Origin of the sequence: Vibrio sonorensis, assembly GCF_001854765.1 — a bacterium.
Taxonomy (GTDB): domain Bacteria; phylum Pseudomonadota; class Gammaproteobacteria; order Enterobacterales; family Vibrionaceae; genus Vibrio; species Vibrio sonorensis.
In genome coordinates this window covers 32,370-50,936 of record NZ_LJJE01000070.1, presented here as the reverse complement: position 1 = coordinate 50,936, position 18,567 = coordinate 32,370, and the positions used below count along the sequence as shown (strand labels likewise).

General features: G+C 44.8%; 14 protein-coding genes, 1 tRNA gene, 3 pseudogenes and 1 riboswitch. Of the genes and pseudogenes, 8 read left to right on the top strand and 10 right to left on the bottom strand.

Features of this window, described 5'->3' with window-relative positions:
* Window positions 1–104 precede the first annotated feature (104 nt).
* Complete coding sequence (locus BLO31_RS13070; RefSeq protein ID WP_070967264.1) at window positions 105–2,396, bottom strand: zinc/cadmium/mercury/lead-transporting ATPase; 2,292 nt, start codon at window positions 2,394–2,396, stop codon at window positions 105–107.
* 217 nt (window positions 2,397–2,613) lie between these two features.
* Window positions 2,614–3,030 (bottom strand): CBS domain-containing protein, encoded by a 417-nt coding sequence (locus BLO31_RS13065; RefSeq protein WP_070967261.1) that lies wholly within the window; start codon window positions 3,028–3,030, stop codon window positions 2,614–2,616.
* Window positions 3,031–3,417: 387 nt separating this feature from the next.
* On the opposite strand from BLO31_RS13065, the gene BLO31_RS13060 reads away from it, so the two are divergent.
* The gene (locus BLO31_RS13060) at window positions 3,418–4,380 is read left to right on the top strand and encodes a sensor domain-containing diguanylate cyclase (RefSeq protein ID WP_070967257.1); all 963 of its coding nucleotides are present in this window, start codon (window positions 3,418–3,420) and stop codon (window positions 4,378–4,380) included.
* A gap of 6 nt (window positions 4,381–4,386) precedes the next feature.
* Here BLO31_RS13060 and moaE read toward each other — a convergent pair whose 3' ends face one another.
* From moaE to moaA, 5 genes and pseudogenes are all read right to left on the bottom strand, one after another.
* Window positions 4,387–4,842, bottom strand: a complete 456-nt coding sequence (moaE, locus tag BLO31_RS13055; protein ID WP_070967255.1) for a molybdopterin synthase catalytic subunit MoaE — start codon at window positions 4,840–4,842, stop codon at window positions 4,387–4,389.
* Complete coding sequence (gene moaD, locus BLO31_RS13050) at window positions 4,843–5,088, bottom strand: molybdopterin synthase sulfur carrier subunit (protein ID WP_070967251.1); 246 nt, start codon at window positions 5,086–5,088, stop codon at window positions 4,843–4,845.
* On the bottom strand, window positions 5,085–5,564 hold the full coding sequence (moaC, locus tag BLO31_RS13045; RefSeq protein ID WP_070967248.1) for a cyclic pyranopterin monophosphate synthase MoaC: 480 nt from the start codon (window positions 5,562–5,564) through the stop codon (window positions 5,085–5,087). Before moaC ends, moaD begins: the two co-directional genes overlap by 4 nt.
* A gap of 9 nt (window positions 5,565–5,573) precedes the next feature.
* Window positions 5,574–6,085 (bottom strand): annotated as a pseudogene (moaB, locus tag BLO31_RS13040) (molybdenum cofactor biosynthesis protein B).
* Between the two features lie 52 nt (window positions 6,086–6,137).
* On the bottom strand, window positions 6,138–7,127 hold the full coding sequence (gene moaA, locus BLO31_RS13035; protein ID WP_070967245.1) for a GTP 3',8-cyclase MoaA: 990 nt from the start codon (window positions 7,125–7,127) through the stop codon (window positions 6,138–6,140).
* A riboswitch (molybdenum cofactor riboswitch) is annotated at window positions 7,116–7,249 on the bottom strand. Its footprint overlaps the gene before it by 12 nt.
* A gap of 312 nt (window positions 7,250–7,561) precedes the next feature.
* On the opposite strand from moaA, the gene BLO31_RS13030 reads away from it, so the two are divergent.
* Window positions 7,562–8,449 carry a YvcK family protein gene (locus BLO31_RS13030; RefSeq protein ID WP_070967242.1) on the top strand — a complete coding sequence of 296 codons (888 nt, stop codon included), beginning with the start codon at window positions 7,562–7,564 and terminating at the stop codon, window positions 8,447–8,449.
* Here the strand turns inward: BLO31_RS13030 and luxU are convergent.
* From luxU to uvrB, 3 genes and pseudogenes are all read right to left on the bottom strand, one after another.
* Window positions 8,438–8,774, bottom strand: a pseudogene (gene luxU, locus BLO31_RS13025) (quorum-sensing phosphorelay protein LuxU). The gene BLO31_RS13030 and the pseudogene luxU overlap by 12 nt on opposite strands.
* Window positions 8,775–8,779: 5 nt before the next feature.
* On the bottom strand, window positions 8,780–10,162 hold the full coding sequence (luxO, locus tag BLO31_RS13020) for a quorum-sensing sigma-54 dependent transcriptional regulator LuxO (RefSeq protein WP_070967239.1): 1,383 nt from the start codon (window positions 10,160–10,162) through the stop codon (window positions 8,780–8,782).
* 269 nt (window positions 10,163–10,431) lie between these two features.
* A complete protein-coding gene (gene uvrB, locus BLO31_RS13015) occupies window positions 10,432–12,462 on the bottom strand; it encodes an excinuclease ABC subunit UvrB (RefSeq protein ID WP_070967236.1) in 2,031 nt (676 codons plus the stop codon).
* Between the two features lie 534 nt (window positions 12,463–12,996).
* On the opposite strand from uvrB, the gene BLO31_RS13010 reads away from it, so the two are divergent.
* The 6 genes and pseudogenes from BLO31_RS13010 (at window position 12,997) to rsxD (ending at window position 18,567) form a co-directional block, all read left to right on the top strand.
* A tRNA-Asn gene (locus BLO31_RS13010) sits at window positions 12,997–13,072 on the top strand.
* 321 nt (window positions 13,073–13,393) lie between these two features.
* Window positions 13,394–14,017, top strand: coding sequence for a heme-binding beta-barrel domain-containing protein (locus BLO31_RS13005; RefSeq protein ID WP_070967233.1), 624 nt, complete (start codon window positions 13,394–13,396; stop codon window positions 14,015–14,017).
* Window positions 14,018–14,285: 268 nt separating this feature from the next.
* Window positions 14,286–14,864 carry an electron transport complex subunit RsxA gene (rsxA, locus tag BLO31_RS13000; RefSeq protein ID WP_070967230.1) on the top strand — a complete coding sequence of 193 codons (579 nt, stop codon included), beginning with the start codon at window positions 14,286–14,288 and terminating at the stop codon, window positions 14,862–14,864.
* A 2-nt stretch (window positions 14,865–14,866) separates the two neighbouring features.
* A pseudogene (rsxB, locus tag BLO31_RS12995) lies at window positions 14,867–15,450 on the top strand (electron transport complex subunit RsxB).
* An 8-nt stretch (window positions 15,451–15,458) separates the two neighbouring features.
* Window positions 15,459–17,558, top strand: coding sequence for an electron transport complex subunit RsxC (rsxC, locus tag BLO31_RS12990; protein ID WP_139159005.1), 2,100 nt, complete (start codon window positions 15,459–15,461; stop codon window positions 17,556–17,558).
* Entirely contained in the window at window positions 17,521–18,567 is a 1,047-nt protein-coding gene (gene rsxD / locus BLO31_RS12985; RefSeq protein ID WP_070967227.1) for an electron transport complex subunit RsxD, read from the top strand. The genes rsxC and rsxD overlap by 38 nt, the downstream gene beginning before the upstream one ends.

Below are 18,567 nucleotides of genomic sequence, written 5' to 3'. Positions count from 1 at the left end.
GAGCAATAAGAACAACAATTACAACACAATGTGACACCAATCACTGCAAGTGTGTCATTTAGTACAGCGTTGCATATATTCTATTGCTCTGGCTCAACTATTTATTATTGCTGTTTGGGTTTAAACCGCAACAGGCGTAAAGCATTAAGCGTCACCAAAGCCGTGGCGCCACTGTCTGCTAATACTGCTACCCACAAGCCGGTGATCCCAAATAAACTCGTCACTAAGAACACACCTTTCAACCCAAGAGCAAGCGTCACATTTTGTCGTATATTGTTCAAAGTAGCTTGCGATAGTTCAATCATCGCTGGTAACTCAGCTAAGCGGTTGTGAGTGATAGCAGCATCAGCGGTTTCTAAGGCGACGTCTGTTCCTCCGCCCATGGCAATACCAATACTCGCCGCTTTCATTGCGGGTGCGTCATTTATTCCATCGCCGACCATCGCCACATTAGTTGAGCGAGAGGCTTGCTCAACGTAACGAACCTTATCTTCAGGAAGCAAACTAGCTTGATAATCCACTCCGATTTGAGCACTAATACTTGCTGCACTTCGCGGATTGTCACCAGTCAACATTATCGAACGAATACCAAGCTTGGATAGCTGTTCAACTGCCTGTTTAGCATCGTCTCTCAGTGTATCTTGAAAGGCAATAATACCGAGTAGCTCTTGCTCACTTCGAATCGCAACAATGACCGTTTTGCCTTGTGACTCTAACTTTTCGATTTCCAAGTTAGCTTCTTTCGCTAATTCAAACTCTATTTTACTCGGAGACAGAAGTTGGTAGTGCTCACCGCCGATATCACCCACTACCCCACTGCCCACCAGCGCCTTCTTGTTTTCTGCTTCTGGGATCTCTATTCTCTGGCCGTTAACATATTCAACCAAAGATGTAGCGAGTGGGTGGTTAGATCCCACCTCTATAGCAGCAGTCATTGATAAGAGAGTGTTTTTGTCCATTTCTCCAAGGGTAAGTACGTCTGTCACTTGTGGTTTACCCTCAGTTAGGGTGCCAGTTTTATCAAACGCAATAGACTCCACTCTACCCAGTTGCTCTAGCGCCGCTCCACCTTTAATTAGTGCGCCGCGCCTCGACGCTGCCGCCAATCCTGAAGTGATGGCAGCTGGGGTTGAAATAACCAGAGCGCATGGACATGCAATCAAGAGAAGCGCCAATCCACGATAAACCCATGTTTCCCACGGCTGAGCAAAAGCAAGTGGTGGAATTACGACGACTAAAGCGGCTATCGCCATCATTAGAGGGGTGTACCACCGGCTGAATTTATCCAGGAATCTTTCTAACGGCGCTTTTCGGGTTTCTGCTTCTTCTATTAGGTGCAGGATGCGATCAATAGCATTTTCCCCCTGTTTAGAGGTCACTATTAGTCTTACAACTTTATCTACTACTACGGCTCCAGCCATCACGCTGTCACCTTTTTGGTGCTCAACTGGTAACGATTCACCGGTTAACGCGCTTTCATCAAAGCTCGCTAAATCTGCCATTAACTGGGCATCGGCTGGCAATCGTGAGCCCGCGGACACTTCTATAATATCTCCGGGAACGAGTGATTGAGCGGCTACTTCCACTCTTACACCATCGACAATCGTGGTCGCATTTTCAGGTACTAAAGCCATCAATGCCTGAACGCCACTTCTTGCTCGCGAAGCGGCAAAAGCTTCTAGTTGCTCACCAATCAAGAAGAGAAGTAACACCATAGCGGCCTCAACAGATTCACCGAGATAGAGAGCGCCCAAAGCGGCCACACTCATCAAAGTTTCAATCGCAAAAGGCGTCCCGTTTTTTGCTAGCGTGATTGCTTTCCTTGCAATAGGCCATAAGCCAGCTAAACAGGTAATGATAAATAGCCACTCGCTAATCGCGGGAGCATTGGGGGCAAGTAAACCAGCCATTGCCATTGCAGAGGCAATCGCGATGATATTGCTGTTTTTTTTGATTATTGCTTTCCAACTGGCTTCTTGCGGAGAAGGGTTTGAATTGGATTGAGAAGAAAAATCAAAGCCCGTTTGCTTAATGAGAAGTTCGACAACGGACGGATCTAAGGTGGCATCACCTTGTACTATGAGTTTTTCAGTAGCGAACATTACTTTAGCATCTACAACACCATCTGCTTTTAGTACCGTCTTTTCTACTTTGCTGGCACATGACGGGCAATCCATCCCTATCACTTTCCAGCTGTAACGGGAAGAAGCCTCCCTTACGGGCTCGCTTTCCTCATCCCCCGTGTCGCCATTAGAACATACTGTTTGGCAGCATATGTCGTTACCACTATCCATGTTCTCTACACTGACACCCACTGGTGCTACTGAGCACGTGTTTGGCTTTAGCTGAGTAAACTGAGTTTTACTTGAACGACATCCATCGTGTTTGGTGCACATATTTTGTCTCCTCTATTCTCTGGGTTAACCATCCTAATTCCATAGTACACCGTAAGCATAAACCTTGGAGTCGAGTCCAAGGTCAAGCCTTTTCTTTTAACCTAGTCTTAAGAACAGAGAAAAGCATGCAGTTGCGTAAGAACCATTAAAAAAAGAGAGGTTCAATGACCTCTCTTTTCGCTTCCCACAATGACAAACATTATCGTCAATAACAATGTTAAACCGGATGTTGAAAGCACTCGTTAATGTTTTTACCTATCGCTTGCAACACATCTCTACGGGTAATGATGCCAACTAGCTTTCCATTGTCTATAACAGGGTACGCTTTAGGCTTGCCCACTTTCATCATATCAGCCAGCTCAATGATGGAGGTGTTTGGCGAAACTGAGAGCACCTCTTTGTGCATGCAATCACCAACTAAGTGTGTGTCTTGACAGAAGTAGCTAACCTTAATCAGTTTATCCAACAAATCTTGTTCAGAGAGGAAACCGATCACTTCTTCTTTTTCATTGATTACCGGCCCACCCATATGTTGGGAGCGATTGACCTTCTCTAACGCGGCACTCAAAGACATTTCTGGCTTAAAGGTAACCGCCTGAAGGGTCATGTAGTCTCTCACTTTTAATGATTCCATTTTTTGTCTCCTTGCGATGCAACATAGCTTGCTGACATAGGATAAGTGTCGTCTAATTTCTTGTTTTTACTAAATGGAATTCACCTATTTTTTTAATAGGTGCTCTCTATCGCAATACAAAAAAGAAGCTCGATTTATCTCCTTGTCTTCACCATAGTCCTCCGCCTGTTAGAGCCTATTTCCTTCAAGCCCATGAAAGACGGGGTTCTTGAAATTAAGCATATTTTAAGCCAGCTAAGATCTGGACCTGAGTGAGCTCAAGATCCTTATAGAAAAAATGCAAAGTACTCTGCTGCAATAAGCGGTCTCTGGGTGCATTCTTCGCTCTTTTTTACTTTTAGCGACTAAACTTTACTCTATGCCCATTGACCTATTGGGGAAACATCAGTGAACTCCGTGCTATCAAAAACGTTAGCTAATAACCCGCATCTAATGCACTCTGTTTTTGAATCTTTACCAGAGCCTACGTTTTTATTGAACAAGAAAGGGGTGTATGTCGAGGCTTGGGGAGGGACCGACACTTCACGACACCACAATCCATCCACCTTGATAGGTTTGGACCAATATCAAGTGCTGCCAGCCGATAAAGCCGTGTGGTTTAGTCAGGTTATCGTTGATGTGATTGAGTCAATGCAACCTGCCGAACTAGAGTATGCTTTGGACCCTAAAGACCTGCGTTGCTTTGATGGCGTAATAGGACCGACAAGCCCGCAGTGGTTTAGCGCCCTCGTCATCCCTCTTCCCGATACGGAATACGTTTTGTGGACTGTAAGAAACATTACTGAGTACAAAAAGGCGCTTGATACTGTGGCTTCCCAGCAATTAAAGTTAGAAAAAATGACTCACTTAGATCATTTGACTGGGGTCTATAACCGTTCTTCCCTCGAATCGCTGTTACCTGATGCTCTTGCGTTAGCGAGACTTAATAGAGTCAGTGTTTCCATTTACATGATTGATATTGACGACTTTAAGCAATTAAATCATGACATGGGACACTTAAAAGGCGACGAGATATTGAAGCAAATTGGCGATACTATAGGGAACTGGATGAAGCCTGGTGAACTTGGGTTCCGCTACGACGGCAACGAATTTCTCATCTACTTACCGGGATTGTCAAAGCAGGAGAGCTTGACCCGAGCAACGGAACTGCAATCGCTAATTCACAGTTTGCAAATTCCTAACCCCAACTCATCAGTGGGTGGCTTACTCACCGTCACTCTAGGGGTTTATTATCACCCTCGGATCACACGACTTAACACTCTGGAAGAGTTGATCGGTTTGGCAGACAAAGCCTTGTTCAGTGCGAAACAAGGCCAGCGAAGTACGGTTCAGCTGTATAACTCCGAATAGAGATTGCTAATTCTCCCAACGCTTTGCCGCTTCTGCATCAGTGTCTCTCGACTCTACCCAACGAGTTTCATCGCTCGTTCGTTCCTTTTTCCAAAAAGGAGCACGGGTTTTTAAGTAATCCATGATGTATTCACACGCATCAAACGCCGCTCCTCGATGTGCACTACTCACGCCGACAAAGACAATTTGGTCTCCAATATCTAAATCGCCTACGCGGTGAACGACTGATACCCGTAACAGCGGCCATCGCAATACCGCAGAGTCCACGATTTCTTGCAGTGCTTTTTCCGTCATTCCCGGATAGTGTTCCAAGCTTAATCCCGTGACATTGTCTCCGAGATTCATATCTCTAACCTTGCCGACAAAGGTAACAACCGCACCCGCGTCAGTTCCAGAAGATAGAGTTTGATACAAGGCATTAATATCAAAGTCATCTGATTGAACAGAAATGGAAATCGCCATTTATCCTCCAGTTACTGGAGGGAAAAATGCCACTTCATCACCCGATTTTACAGGGTGGTCCAATGGAACGATGGTTTGGTTAACCGCGACAAGTAGCTTGCCCGTTTCTAACGCCATATCCCACTTGCCTGACCGTTGCGACAACTCAGCTCGAATCGATTCTACCGTTTGATAATCGCCATCCAGTTCAACTTGATCTTGGCCAACTAGCTCTCTGGTTTGAGCGAAAAACAGAACTTTTATCATGAGTTCACCTTAAAATGGCCTGACTTTCCACCTACTTTTTCTAATAGGCGAACTTGACTAATCACTATGTCTTTTTGTACTGCCTTACACATGTCGTAAATGGTCAATGCAGCGACAGAGGCCGCTGTCAAAGCTTCCATTTCCACCCCTGTTTTTCCGGCTAGCTTGCAAACAGACTCGATGCGAACGGCATTATCATCCGGTAATGCTTGCAAGTTCACTTCCACTTTACTAAGCAACAGTGGATGACAAAGTGGGATCAAGTCCCACGTTTTCTTTGCCGCTTGAATACCAGCGATTCGCGCAGTGGCAAACACATCCCCTTTGTGATGGTCGCCAGACATAATCAGGGCCAGTGTTTCCGCATTCATGTTAACAAATGCCTCTGCTCTTGCTTCGCGAACAGTATCAGCCTTTGCGGAGACGTCGACCATGTTCGCATCTCCATTTGAGTTAATATGAGTAAGTTGAGACATTGCGGTCCCTTATACACTTAGGTGAGGCATAAAGTTGCAAGGACGATGACTCGCATCCATTTGCTGCTTAATGATTTTTGTCCAACCCGTGCGACAAGCACCTGTCGAACCTGGCATAGCAAAAATCACCGTATGATTGGCAAAGCAGCTACCGCTCTTGATTGAATAGTGGATGTCCCAATTTCTTCATAAGAAACCATGCGGAATAGCTCGCCAAACCCTTCTACTTCTTTATCAAATAGTGGTTTAAGTGCTTCTGGGGTACTGTCTCTAGAGGTGAACCCTGTCCCGCCGGTGATCATAACGGCTTGAACGTCTTCGTCAGCAATCCACTGAGAGACAATAGCGCGAATTTTATACATATCATCGATAACAATTTTCTTATCGACCACCTTGTGACCTGCTTCTTTTGCTTGCTCTACTAAATATCCGCCAGATGTATCATTTTCTTCTGTTCTCGTGTCAGAAACAGTTAGTACAGCAATATTCGCCGCTTGAAATTTGCTTTCTGCGTGACCCATTATTTCACCTGTAGTTTTGTTGTTATTTTGCCTTCACGGGCAAATTTAATAGTTAACCGCCAATTGACGCCAAATGAGGCGTAATACCCGTATTGCCTTCATGTAGAAAGTGGCTAACGGACTTGGACTGTAGTTCGGTTTGAATACGATGGATTAACTGCGTTTCTTGAATGTCATCTTGCAGTAAATCTCTCAGTTCAATTCCCTGATCTCCAAAGAGGCAAAGGTGAAGCTTACCCTTCGCCGACACTCTTAATCGGTTGCAACTTTGGCAGAAATCTTTCTCATACGGCATGATAAGCCCTATTTCACCCTTGTAATCTGGGTGGAAAAAGACCTGCGCAGGACCATCATTCTTTGCTTTAGGTCTCAATAGCCAACCGTCCGCCATCAACTGGTTGCGGATTGCAGTCCCTGAAACGTGCCGCTCGTTGAACAGTTGGTCCATCTCACCCGTTTGCATTAACTCAATAAATCGAAGTTGAATCGGGCGTTCTTTGATCCAATGAATAAAGGATGGCAACTCAGTGTGGTTTAAACCCTTCATTAACACCACGTTGACTTTCACTTGCTCAAAGCCCACTTCAAAAGCTCGATCGATACCTTTCATCACCTGCTGAAACTTATTTTCACCGGTGATCTGATAAAACATTCTGGGGTCTAAACTATCCACACTCACGTTGATGTGAGTAAGCCCAGCATCGCGCCACAAGCCAACTTGCTTATCCATGCGATAACCATTGGTTGTGGTCGCCACCTTTTGGATACCTTGGGTAGACGCTACCGTATGGATGATATCGGGAAAGTCTTTGCGAAGACTCGGCTCGCCACCCGTAATTCGGACTTTCGACGTTCCACAATCGGCAAAAGCGCGAACCACGCGCTTGATCTCTGGTACGGAAAGAAAAGACGAGTTTTTCTGCCCCGATGGATGATAGCCATCAGGCAAACAATATGTACATTTGAAGTTACAAACATCTGTAACTGATAGACGCAAGTAATAAAACTTGCGATGAAATTTATCTTCGAATTGTTGCGCCACGGAACACCTTTCCAAACACGGGAGGCGCAACCATTTCCAATTGCGCCCTTGTGGCCTAATGCCACTGGCTGATTAGGCTTATCGTTTGACTTAGCCCAAGAAGCTCGGAGTTATGGCAACTGTTACTAGAACAGTGCTGAAACCTTGTGCACTTCTATCAAAATCAGAAGTACATCAACCGCTATAAAATACTTAATAATTGTGTGTGATTCTAGCCCGTACATCAAAAAAAACGTTCTAGGGGAATATTTACCCCCAAAGAAGTAGTTAAAGCTTAACCAATCACACGTTAATTACTACTGTAGCAGCACATATTTTCCCTAACTGTGATGGTTAGGCAGACATTAAGCTAAAATTTTTGATATACCCAACCTTAAAGTGAAACAGGTCAGTGAATTTCTCATCGACCAAGTACAATAAAAAAAACAGCCTATATGACAATTTATACAACAAAAAAAGTGGTCGCCATTGGCGGTGGTCACGGCTTAGGGCGAATGCTTGCTGCCCTTAAAGACTTTGGCAACAACGCGACGGGTATCGTTACTACCACAGATAATGGGGGATCCACCGGACGAATCAGGCATTGCCAAGGGGGGATTGCTTGGGGGGATACGAGAAACTGTATCAACCAGTTGATCACCGACCCTTCGATCAGTTCAATGATGTTCGAATATCGATTTAAAGGCACAGGTGAACTGGACGGTCACAACCTCGGTAACTTAATGCTTACCGCTTTAGATAATCTATCGGTTAGGCCTTTGGAAGCCACAAACCTGATCCGCTCAATGCTCGGTGTAGAAGTCAATATTATTCCTATGTCAGAGCACCCTTCTGATCTCAGTGCACTCTCTGTCGACGGTGCTTTAGTAACAGGCGAAACGAGTGTAGACGAAATGGATGAAGATCTGCAGCGTTTAGATTTGGACCCAGAAGTCCCTGCCACGTCAGAAGCGGTTGAAGCCATTGAGCAAGCCGATGCCATCATTCTTGGACCCGGAAGCTTCTTAACCAGCATCATGCCACCGCTGCTTCTTACCGAAGTCGGCAGAGCAATAGCCAACAACCTCAAAGCCAAACTCATTTTTGTGGAAAATTTATCACCGGAGTACGGACCTGCTGGCCGTATGTCATTAAAGCAAAAACTGGAATGGTGCGAACGTGCGTGCCAAGCGCGTAAAATTGATGTGGTTTTAGGTGACCAAGCTCATCCAGAGTTAACAGACTGGAACTGTGTAACCAAAGAGCTCGCATCGCCAAACAGAGATTGGCGACACGATAGAAGTAAACTTCAAGAAGCGATTGTCGACCTTTTACAAGCTTAACACCGAATAGGACGCGTGAGTGCGTCCTAAAACGTCAAGCATTTGCTTCTGGTATTCATTTTCAGCAAGTGCTTGACCAGACTTGCCTACAGCATCTATTTCAATCGCTAAAGCGCACAGGCTTCTGCACCAAAACTCGCCGCACTACTCTTTAACGCGTGGCTAATTTCTTTCAAATAACGATCTTTGTCATCTAGCTATCGCCGTTGAGATTGTCGATATACATAGTCAACTCACCAAGGAAAATGTCCAGTAAAACTGGCACGTTTTCAACGCCTATTTCCGCTGCTAGTCGTTCAATTTTATCTTGATTTAGTACTTCCATAAGAGTTATTGCACTTCCTTTTCGTTCCAAGCTTGTAGCTTGCGATAAATCGTTGAAGGGCTAACGTCTAAATAGCCTGCTGCTTTGGGTATATTGCCTTCACAAGCTTCAATTGCTTGCTCGATTGCATTCTTCTCAGTCAGCCACAACGGGAAAATATCATGTACCGTAATATGTTCTTTGTGGTTAGTCATGTCACTGACCAATCGGGTACTCGGCTGATTTAGAGGTGGCGGTAACATATTCAAGGAGATGTCTTTGCCATTGTTCAGTACAACGACATTTCTCAATACGTTCTGAAGTTGACGCACATTACCAGGCCACTCGTATTGAACAAACCTTTCTATCACTTCAGGAGAGAGACGCGAAAAGTCTTTCCCTTCCTCTTTAGACATGAAGCCGAGTAAAGAGTATGCAATTTCTATGACATCTTCCGCTCGTTCTCTCAAAGGAGGTAAGTTCAAAGGGATCACGTAGAGTCGGTAATACAAGTCTTCTCTAAATCGGCCTTCTTGAACTTCTTTCCAAGGATCTCGGTTAGTCGCACATACAAATCGAACATCAACACTCTTCATTTTTGAAGAGCCTACTTTCTGAAAGGTACCCGTTTGTATAAACCGCAATAGCTTTGTCTGTAAATCTAGGTCCATTTCACAGAGCTCATCCAAAAACAGCGTGCCGCCATCAGCAAGCTCGGCAGCTCCTTGTCTGTCTGTTGCCGCTCCGGTAAACGCACCTTTGACGTGACCAAAGAGTTCACTCTCGATAAGATCTTTTGGAATGGCAGCACAGTTGATCGCAATAAAAGGTTTGTCACCTCTTTTGCTAGCAGCGTGAATCGCCTCTGCACACACTTCTTTACCAGTACCACTTTCTCCGGTGATAAAGATACTCGCTTTACTGGAGGCAGCAGAGTCAATCGTTCGATACACCGCCTGCATTGGTAAGCTACTGCCGATAAAGCCTTGGTAACCTTTGCTGTCCGCATCGGGATCCAATAGGCCTTTGCGCAAGGCGTTGTTTACCGTAACCCTCAGACGGTCAGCTTCACAAGGCTTAATCATAAAGTCCTGCGCGCCATAGCGCATCGCTTCTACCGCCGTTTCTATAGAGCCGTGAGCCGTCATAAAGATGATCGGCACTTCAGGTTTTTTTTCTTTAACTGCGTGAAGCACATCCATGCCCGTCATATCCGGTAAACGCAGATCGAGGAGAATAAGATCAGGAACCCGGAGCGATAGACTTTCAATCGCATCTCGTCCAGTTCCCACAATATTGATATCGATACCCAATGGTGTCAGGTAGGAGCGGTACAAAGCCGCTACTGACGCTGTATCTTCTACCATCAACAAGTATCGGTTCTTTTGAGTGTCCGTTGTTGGTTGCATAACCTAGCCAAAAAAAGTTTGCAATTTGTATAAATGATTGCATTGCGCATTGCATTTTGCAAACTCTAAGCGCAAATATTATGTATTTGGCGCTAAATCCCCAATTTTGGGTGGGTAAATTATGGCACGTATTATGCGTAGTGTTCTAGTGACCCTTAGGGGTCACCTAGCCAACTGACGTTGTTAGTGAACTTAGTATTCACAAATAGATGCCAATAACTAATTGTTATTGGCTTTTTTTTGCCTGAACGTTAGACCAATTACACTGGTCAGCTATTCGCAATAAATTGCGCTCGTAGCTTTTCTATCTCATCGCGCTTCGCCGCAGCTTGTTCAAACTCCAAGTCTTGAGCGTGCTGATACATCTGCGCTTCGAGTTTAGCGATCTCTTTTTCCAATTCCTGAGGCGTAAATACCTGATAATCTTTAGAAGGCTCGGCAACTTTCGATAGCGGCACTTGTTTTGACGTTCTCGACTTTTTGGATTTAGCTATATCACCAAGCTCCATAATATCTTTCACGTTGCGTTTAAGTGCCTGTGGAACAATACCTTTTTCCTCGTTGTACTCTTCCTGTTTCGCTCTGCGTCGGTTGGTCTCATCCATTGCTCTTTTCATAGAGCCAGTGATTCGATCAGCATAGAGAATAGCTTTACCACACACGTTTCGAGCTGCGCGGCCTATAGTCTGGATCAGCGAACGTTCAGAGCGCAGGAAACCTTCCTTATCTGCATCTAGAATTGCCACCAGTGAGACTTCGGGCATATCTAAACCTTCTCGAAGCAAGTTAATACCCACCAGCACGTCAAACTCACCCAAACGCAAATCTCTAATGATTTCTACACGTTCAACGGTATCAATATCAGAGTGAAGGTAGCGCACCTTAACGTCGTGCTCAGTAAGATACTCAGTTAAATCTTCAGCCATGCGTTTAGTTAAGGTCGTAACTAAGACTCGCTCGTCTTTGTCACTACGGATTCGTATCTCAGACAGTAAATCATCTACCTGAGTCGCTACCGGCCTAACCTCCAACTCCGGATCCAGCAACCCTGTCGGTCTTACTACCTGATCTGCGATGTCTCCATCTGACTTTTCTAACTCGTAGTTCCCCGGCGTCGCAGAGACAAAAATGGTTTGAGGTGCAAGGGATTCAAACTCATCAAACTTAAGAGGTCTATTGTCTAAAGCTGATGGCAACCGAAAACCAAACTCCACAAGTGTCTCTTTTCTGGAGCGATCCCCTTTATACATAGCGCCTATTTGAGGAACGGTAACATGAGACTCATCGATGATTAGCAGTCCGTCATGAGGTAAATAATCGAATAGAGTCGGAGGCGGCTCACCTTCGCCTCTACCACTGAGGTATCTAGAGTAGTTTTCAATACCCGAGCAGAACCCGAGTTCGTTCATCATTTCAATATCGAACTGTGTCCGCTGGCTAATGCGCTGTTCTTCCAAAAGCTTGTTGTTATCTAGCAAGTGCTTTTGTCGAGAAGCCAACTCTTCTTTGATGGAATCCACCGCCTCTAAAATTCGCTCTCTTGGCGTGACATAGTGCGTTTTAGGATAAACCGTGTATCTGGGAACATCGCGCTGTGAAACGGCACCAGTCAATGGGTCAAAGATGCTAATGCAGTCGATTTCGTCATCAAACATCTCAATGCGCACCGCTTCCTGATCAGATTCAGCAGGGAAGATATCAATCACTTCTCCTCGAACCCTGAATTGACCGCGTTCAAAGGCCACATCATTGCGACTGTATTGAAGTTCTGCCAATCGACGAAGAATATCTCTTTGATCCATCACATCACCGCGACGGATATGAAGCATCATTTGCAAGTAGGACTGAGGGTCGCCCAAACCATAAATAGCCGAAACAGAGGCAACGATGATAGCGTCTTTTCTTTCAAGCAATGCTTTTGTTGCAGACAACCTCATTTGCTCGATATGAGCGTTCACCGACGCGTCTTTTTCGATAAAGGTATCAGTGGTCGGTACGTAAGCTTCTGGCTGATAATAGTCGTAATAAGAGACAAAATATTCAACGGCATTATTTGGGAAGAAAGCCTTCATTTCACCATAGAGCTGTGCGGCCAAGGTCTTGTTTGGAGCAAGCAATATCGCAGGCCGTTGGGCTTGGGCAATAACGTTAGCTAAAGTAAAGGTTTTCCCCGACCCCGTAACACCCAGTAGTGTTTGATGAGCCAGACCGGAGTCTAAACCATCTAATAACTGCTGAATGGCCGTTGGCTGATCACCTGACGGTTGGTAGTCGGAAACGAGATCAAAGACTTTACTCATATTTTCCTCTGCGGTTGCTGCTAAAACACTTTATTGTGCCTGTATATATATACAGAAACAACTTTCTAATAGAAATTAATCTCTGTTTTTTCATTTATATTGTCGATTGAGGTAGATCCCTGCTTTCTATCTTGTTATAGTACTTGCCCACCTGAGGAAACCATCCTTAAAAACAGCAAAAAACTAATCACATCTTATTCACATTTTTTGCTCTATTTCCCATTTATCTCACCTTTTTTATTTTCCGCCTAAACGCAAAACGCTGTAGATTACATAGCATTTCTTTATGAATAACAACATGTTAAACACAACACCCTATATGTGTGATATTTGTTCATGTTTTACTTATTCACTTTGCTCAAGTTTAATTAACACACTTATCCACAATTTTGGTGGATAAGTAAAACTAGCCCAGAAGCGCCAAGGGCTAGAAAAAAGTAAAGCATTTTTCTTTAAAAAATATCTAAAATTATCGCTGTTAAATTGTTGACAAGTAATAAGCCTGTCGATAAGATTCGCTCCGCTTAAAGCAATTCCCCCTTAGTTCAGTTGGTAGAACGGCGGACTGTTAATCCGTATGTCGCAGGTTCGAGTCCCGCAGGGGGAGCCAAATTCAAAAAGCTCAGTCGCAAGACTGGGCTTTTCTCGTTTTGGCACATCAGAAATTTTAACCAATTTTAGGTAAAGCTTCTCATCTCGCTCCTCTTCAATATCTTTTAGGCATACAATTTGTCGGAAACTGCCTAAGACACCTCTTCCAATTTTTGCTACTCGTGCAAACTGGTTTCAAGACCTCAGTACCAAAGGGGTCCCAAAGACAATGACTCCACCCACTAACACCTTTTTTTTAAGATCAAATTTGATCCCAATCATTAATTAATAATCAAATTATCATCAAGATTTTCTGGCTCAATCCACAAAAGGAAGCCAAATGAAAAATGTTATATGTTTAATTCTCCTCTTAACAAGCCCATATGCAACGGCACAAGATTCAACAATAATCAACGGATTAGATTTTGGCCCACTCGCCAAGCTAGTCGGTAACTGGAAATCAGATCAGACTGGAGGGGTAGATGTTGCTCCGGGCCAAGCAGGGACAGAAATAGGAAAAGGTGGTATCGCCGTCGAACCTTATTATGAAACTATCACTTTCAAACCTGCTGCCGACGCAAAAAATGCGAGCGACCAATATCTTGTAGCGCTGTACTACGAGCAAGAAGTGTTTCGAAAGCGCGATGATGCTAAGTTTCATGACCAGCGAGGATACCTAATATACGATAAAGAAAACCAACTGGTTTATAACTCGTACTGTATTCCCAGAGCGGTTTGTGTTGTAGCGGAAGGAAAAGCTGGAGAAGTGATCGAGTTTAAAACTCAGAAACGAGGAATTGCTGAAAGCAAATACATGACGCAACACGATACAACTATCGATTTCACTATGACTTTAGATTTAAGTGAAACAGACCGTTTGAAGTACTCACAAACTACCGCATTACATGTCTACGGTAAGCCTTTCAACCACTCAGATTCAGGCAGTTTAATCAGAGTTAAATAATTGAAATGGCATCTACTCGCGCGGAGCCTTTCATTGCTTCAAAAATTAGTATAATCCTAGTCTTAAACAATGAACAAAATCTCCGCGCATACCCTCTTCTCCCTCTCTGAGGTTAGTTCATCTTCGAAATTCTTATCTTGACTACCCTTTATGTGGAACCCTTACGTATAATTTTTATTCAAGAATATAAAACCTTAGCTTTCCTTGGTTGTTATTAAGGCGGCAAAACTGGATAATATCGGGATCGGAACATCGAAAATATATAATTATGACCGAATATTTTTTGTTGTTGGTCGGCACTGTGCTGGTTAACAACTTTGTACTGGTGAAGTTCTTGGGCCTATGTCCGTTTATGGGCGTATCCAAAAAACTGGAAACTGCAATTGGGATGGGGCTAGCGACGACTTTTGTCTTAACGCTAGCCTCCGTTAGCGCCTATCTGGTTGAAACCTATATCTTGACCCCATTGGGTCTGGGCTACCTGCGTACCATGAGTTTTATATTGGTTATTGCAGTAGTCGTTCAGTTTACTGAAATGGTAGTCCACAAAACCAGTCCGACACTATATCGCCTATTGGGCATATTCCTGCCATTGATCACAACCAACTGCGCTGTACTTGGTGTGGCTCTTTTGAACATTAATGAAAATCACAACTTTATCGAGTCCATTGTCTATGGGTTTGGTGCCGCTGTGGGTTTCTCAATGGTTTTGATCTTGTTCGCTTCAATGCGTGAAAGAATTGCTGCTGCGGATGTACCGGCTCCATTTAAAGGCGCATCTATTGCAATGATCACCGCAGGCCTAATGTCACTCGCCTTTATGGGCTTTACTGGATTGGTGAAGTAACCATGAGTGCCATTTTAATAGCAATCCTCGCCCTAGCTGCCTTAGCCGCGATCTTTGGGGCAGTATTAGGCTTTGCATCGATTCGATTTAAAGTCGAAGGCGACCCTATCGTTGAGCAAATTGATAGCATTCTTCCGCAAACTCAATGTGGTCAGTGTGGTTATCCCGCTGTCGCCCTTATGCCGAGGCGATTGCCAACGGTGACGAGATCAATAAGTGCCCCCCTGGAGGACAAGCAACGATTGAAAAACTCGCAGACCTAATGGGTGTAGAAGCGACAGAATCTGCTCACGATCTTGACAGCAATGTAAAGACCGTAGCATTTATCCACGAAGACATGTGTATCGGATGTACTAAATGCATACAAGCTTGTCCTGTTGACGCCATTGTTGGCGGAACCAAAGCACTACACACGGTTATCAAAGATGAATGTACTGGTTGCGACTTATGTGTTGCCCCTTGCCCGACAGACTGTATAGAAATGATCCCAGTGGAAGAAACCACAGCTAGCTGGAAGTGGCAAATGAACGCTATTCCCGTTGTTGATATTACCGATACTGCTGCTAAGCAGAATAGCGTGAATTGAGGACTGGTATGTTGCCACTAATCGAACAAATCAAAAATGGCGCACTCTGGGACTTCCCTGGAGGCATCCATCCGCCTGAAAACAAGCACCAATCAACTAAGTTTGGTATCGCGACGGCTTCCGTTCCAAAGCAAATCGTTTTACCCATTAAACAACACATTGGTAAACCGGGCATGCTCACGGTAGAGACTGGCGAGCACGTGCTCAAAGGACAAGCTCTAACCAAGTACGATACTAGTTTTACCCTGCCAGTTCACGCCCCAACATCGGGAAAGGTTATCGCGGTTGAGCCAAGAACAACGGCACACCCTTCAGGATTAACTGAAATGTGTATTGTGATTGAACCCGATGGCCAAGACACTTGGGTAGAACGAAAAACTATAAAAGATTTCACCCAGTCTTCTCCCGAAGAGTTGATAGAGGTGATTCGCCAAGCTGGCATCTCAGGAATGGGGGGAGCGGGTTTCCCTACGGCAAAAAAAATCCAGACAGGCCTTGCCCGCACCGAGATTTTGATTGTCAATGCCGCTGAATGTGAACCTTATATCACTGCTGATGATGTATTGATGCGTGACTATGCTGAAGAGATTATTCAAGGCATAGAGATAGTTGAACATATTCTCAAACCTCAGCTCACCGTTATTGGTATAGAGGATAACAAGCCAGAAGCGATTGCAGCGTTAGACAAAGCTGCCGAGCACAAAAACATTGTAATTCGAGTTATCCCTACTAAATATCCGAGCGGTGGCGAAAAACAGTTAATCAAGGTACTGACGAACAAAGAAGTGCCTAAAAATGGTATTCCAGCAGATATCGGTCTACTTGTTCAAAACGTGGGTTCGTTACACGCAATCAAACGCGCGGTAATAGATGGTGAACCTCTCATTCAACGCATAGTGACTCTAACAGGTAACTCTTTCCACAAGCCCCAAAACGTATGGACTCTGGTTGGAACACCAGTACAAGACCTGTTGAACGAGTTTGGCTACCAAGCCGATAAAAAACTGCAGCGCTTGATTATGGGTGGTCCTATGATGGGCTTTACTATACCTCACGCACAAGTTCCTATCACAAAAACAGCCAACTGTATCTTAGCGCCAAGTCGCAATGAAATAGCCTCTTCCGATAGCGAAATGGCCTGTATAAGATGTGGTGAATGTGCAGCAGTTTGTCCAGCGTCGCTACTGCCCCAACAGTTGCAATGGCATGCTAAAGCGCAAGAGTACGATAAATGTGAGGAGTTGAACCTCAAAGATTGTATTGAATGTGGTGCTTGTGCATACGTATGTCCAAGTGAGATCCCGCTTGTTCAATACTATCGTCAAGCGAAAGCAGAGATAAGAACTCGGACCGAAGAAGCGTTAGCTGCTGAGCGAGCAAAGATTCGATTTGAAGAGAAGAAAGCAAGACTAGAACGCGATAAGTCAGAAAGAGAGAATCGATTCAAAAAAGCGGCAGATAACCGACGCAAAGAGATGAAAGACTCAGGTGGTGATGATGCCATCGCAGCGGCAATTGCCCGCGTCAAAGCTCAAAAAGCACAATCAGAGCCAGCAAGCAGTGAAGTCAAACCCGCTGTTGCAGCCGCGATTGCAAAAGCGAAAGCGAAACAAGCGGCTGCCGCAAAAGCTGGTCAAGAAACGCCAGACAACAGTGAAATGGCCAAACTTCGCGAAGAAAGAAAGCGACTCGCGAGAGAAAAGAAAGCCGCTAAAACTGATCAACAACCCGAGTCCAAGGAAGATAAAAAGGCCGCTGTTGCCGCTGCTGTTGCAAGGGCTAAAGCGCGTAAGGCTGACCAATCAGCTGCCTCTGAAACAACTCAAACCGATAACAATCAAAAGACATCAGGCAACTCAAAACAGGATGCCGTTGCCGCTGCTGTCGCCAGAGCCAAAGCGCGCAAAGCCGCCCAGCAGCAAAGCGAAACAGTTGAAGAGCCTGCGCCTACTGAGCAAGTGAAGATCCGAAAAAAGCGGCCGTTGCCGCTGCTATTGCCAGAGCCAAGGCACGTAAAGCGGCTCAGAACAAACAAAATCAAGCAGATACTCAATTTGAGGAGAAAGAGTAGTGGCCTTTTTTATTGCCAGCTCACCGCATGCCCATAGCAGGAAGCGCACACCTGACCTAATGAAATGGGTAATGGTTTGCGCTATGCCCGGTCTAGTTGCTCAAAGTTATTATTTTGGACTTGGCACGATAATTCAGCTATTTCTAGCAGTGATCCTCGCTTGGTCTTTTGAGGCGGGTGTTATGTTACTGCGTGGTCGAAAACCTACCCTCGCTCTTAAAGACCACAGCGCTATGGTCACCGCTTGGTTATTGGCGGTTGCTATACCTCCTCTTTCTCCGTGGTGGATGATAGTGATAGGTATGTTTTTCGCTATCGTAATAGCCAAACATTTATATGGTGGCTTAGGGCAAAACCTGTTTAATCCTGCTATGGCTGCTTATGTTGTACTGCTTATCTCTTTTCCAGTCCAAATGACCAGTTGGATGGCACCCATCGATTTACAAGCAGCCCCCGTAACGATGGCAGATTCATTTGCGTTAATTTTTGGTGGTTACAATATTGACGGTCTATCCCTACAACAGGTACGTTCAGGTATAGATGGCATTACTATGGCAACGCCACTTGATGAATTTAAAACAGCTTTACGCGCAGGGTATACCAGCTCTGAAATTTTAACTCAACCGCAATTTGGAGCCTTCGCCGGTATAGGGTGGGGAGTGGTGAACCTCGCCTATCTGGTTGGCGGATTATTGTTAATTAAACTTCGCATTATCCAATGGTACATACCTGCGAGCATGCTTGCTGCACTTTTAGTGGTCAGTGGACTTTTTGCACTCTTCTCACCGGGAGAGACCGCAAGTCCATTGCTACACCTGTTTTCTGGAGCGACGATGCTCGGTGCTTTCTTTATTGCAACCGACCCAGTTTCTGCCTCGACAACAGTTAAAGGTAGACTTATCTTTGGTGCTTTTATCGGTCTGATGGTTTTTGTCATTCGCAGTTGGGGAGGCTTCCCCGATGGCGTCGCTTTTGCTGTTTTGCTAGCGAATATGTGTGTACCTTTAATCGATTACTACACCAAACCTAGAACTTACGGTCACTGA

Coding starts and splice junctions, on each gene's coding strand:
- BLO31_RS13070 (WP_070967264.1), bottom strand. CDS start 2,396: ATGTGCACCAAACACGATGGATGTCGTTCAAGTAAAACTCAGTTTACT.
- BLO31_RS13065 (WP_070967261.1), bottom strand. CDS start 3,030: ATGGAATCATTAAAAGTGAGAGACTACATGACCCTTCAGGCGGTTACC.
- moaE (WP_070967255.1), bottom strand. CDS start 4,842: ATGGCGATTTCCATTTCTGTTCAATCAGATGACTTTGATATTAATGCC.
- moaD (WP_070967251.1), bottom strand. CDS start 5,088: ATGATAAAAGTTCTGTTTTTCGCTCAAACCAGAGAGCTAGTTGGCCAA.
- moaC (WP_070967248.1), bottom strand. CDS start 5,564: ATGTCTCAACTTACTCATATTAACTCAAATGGAGATGCGAACATGGTC.
- BLO31_RS13030 (WP_070967242.1), top strand. CDS start 7,562: ATGACAATTTATACAACAAAAAAAGTGGTCGCCATTGGCGGTGGTCAC.
- luxO (WP_070967239.1), bottom strand. CDS start 10,162: ATGCAACCAACAACGGACACTCAAAAGAACCGATACTTGTTGATGGTA.
- uvrB (WP_070967236.1), bottom strand. CDS start 12,462: ATGAGTAAAGTCTTTGATCTCGTTTCCGACTACCAACCGTCAGGTGAT.
- BLO31_RS13005 (WP_070967233.1), top strand. CDS start 13,394: ATGAAAAATGTTATATGTTTAATTCTCCTCTTAACAAGCCCATATGCA.
- rsxA (WP_070967230.1), top strand. CDS start 14,286: ATGACCGAATATTTTTTGTTGTTGGTCGGCACTGTGCTGGTTAACAAC.
- rsxC (WP_139159005.1), top strand. CDS start 15,459: ATGTTGCCACTAATCGAACAAATCAAAAATGGCGCACTCTGGGACTTC.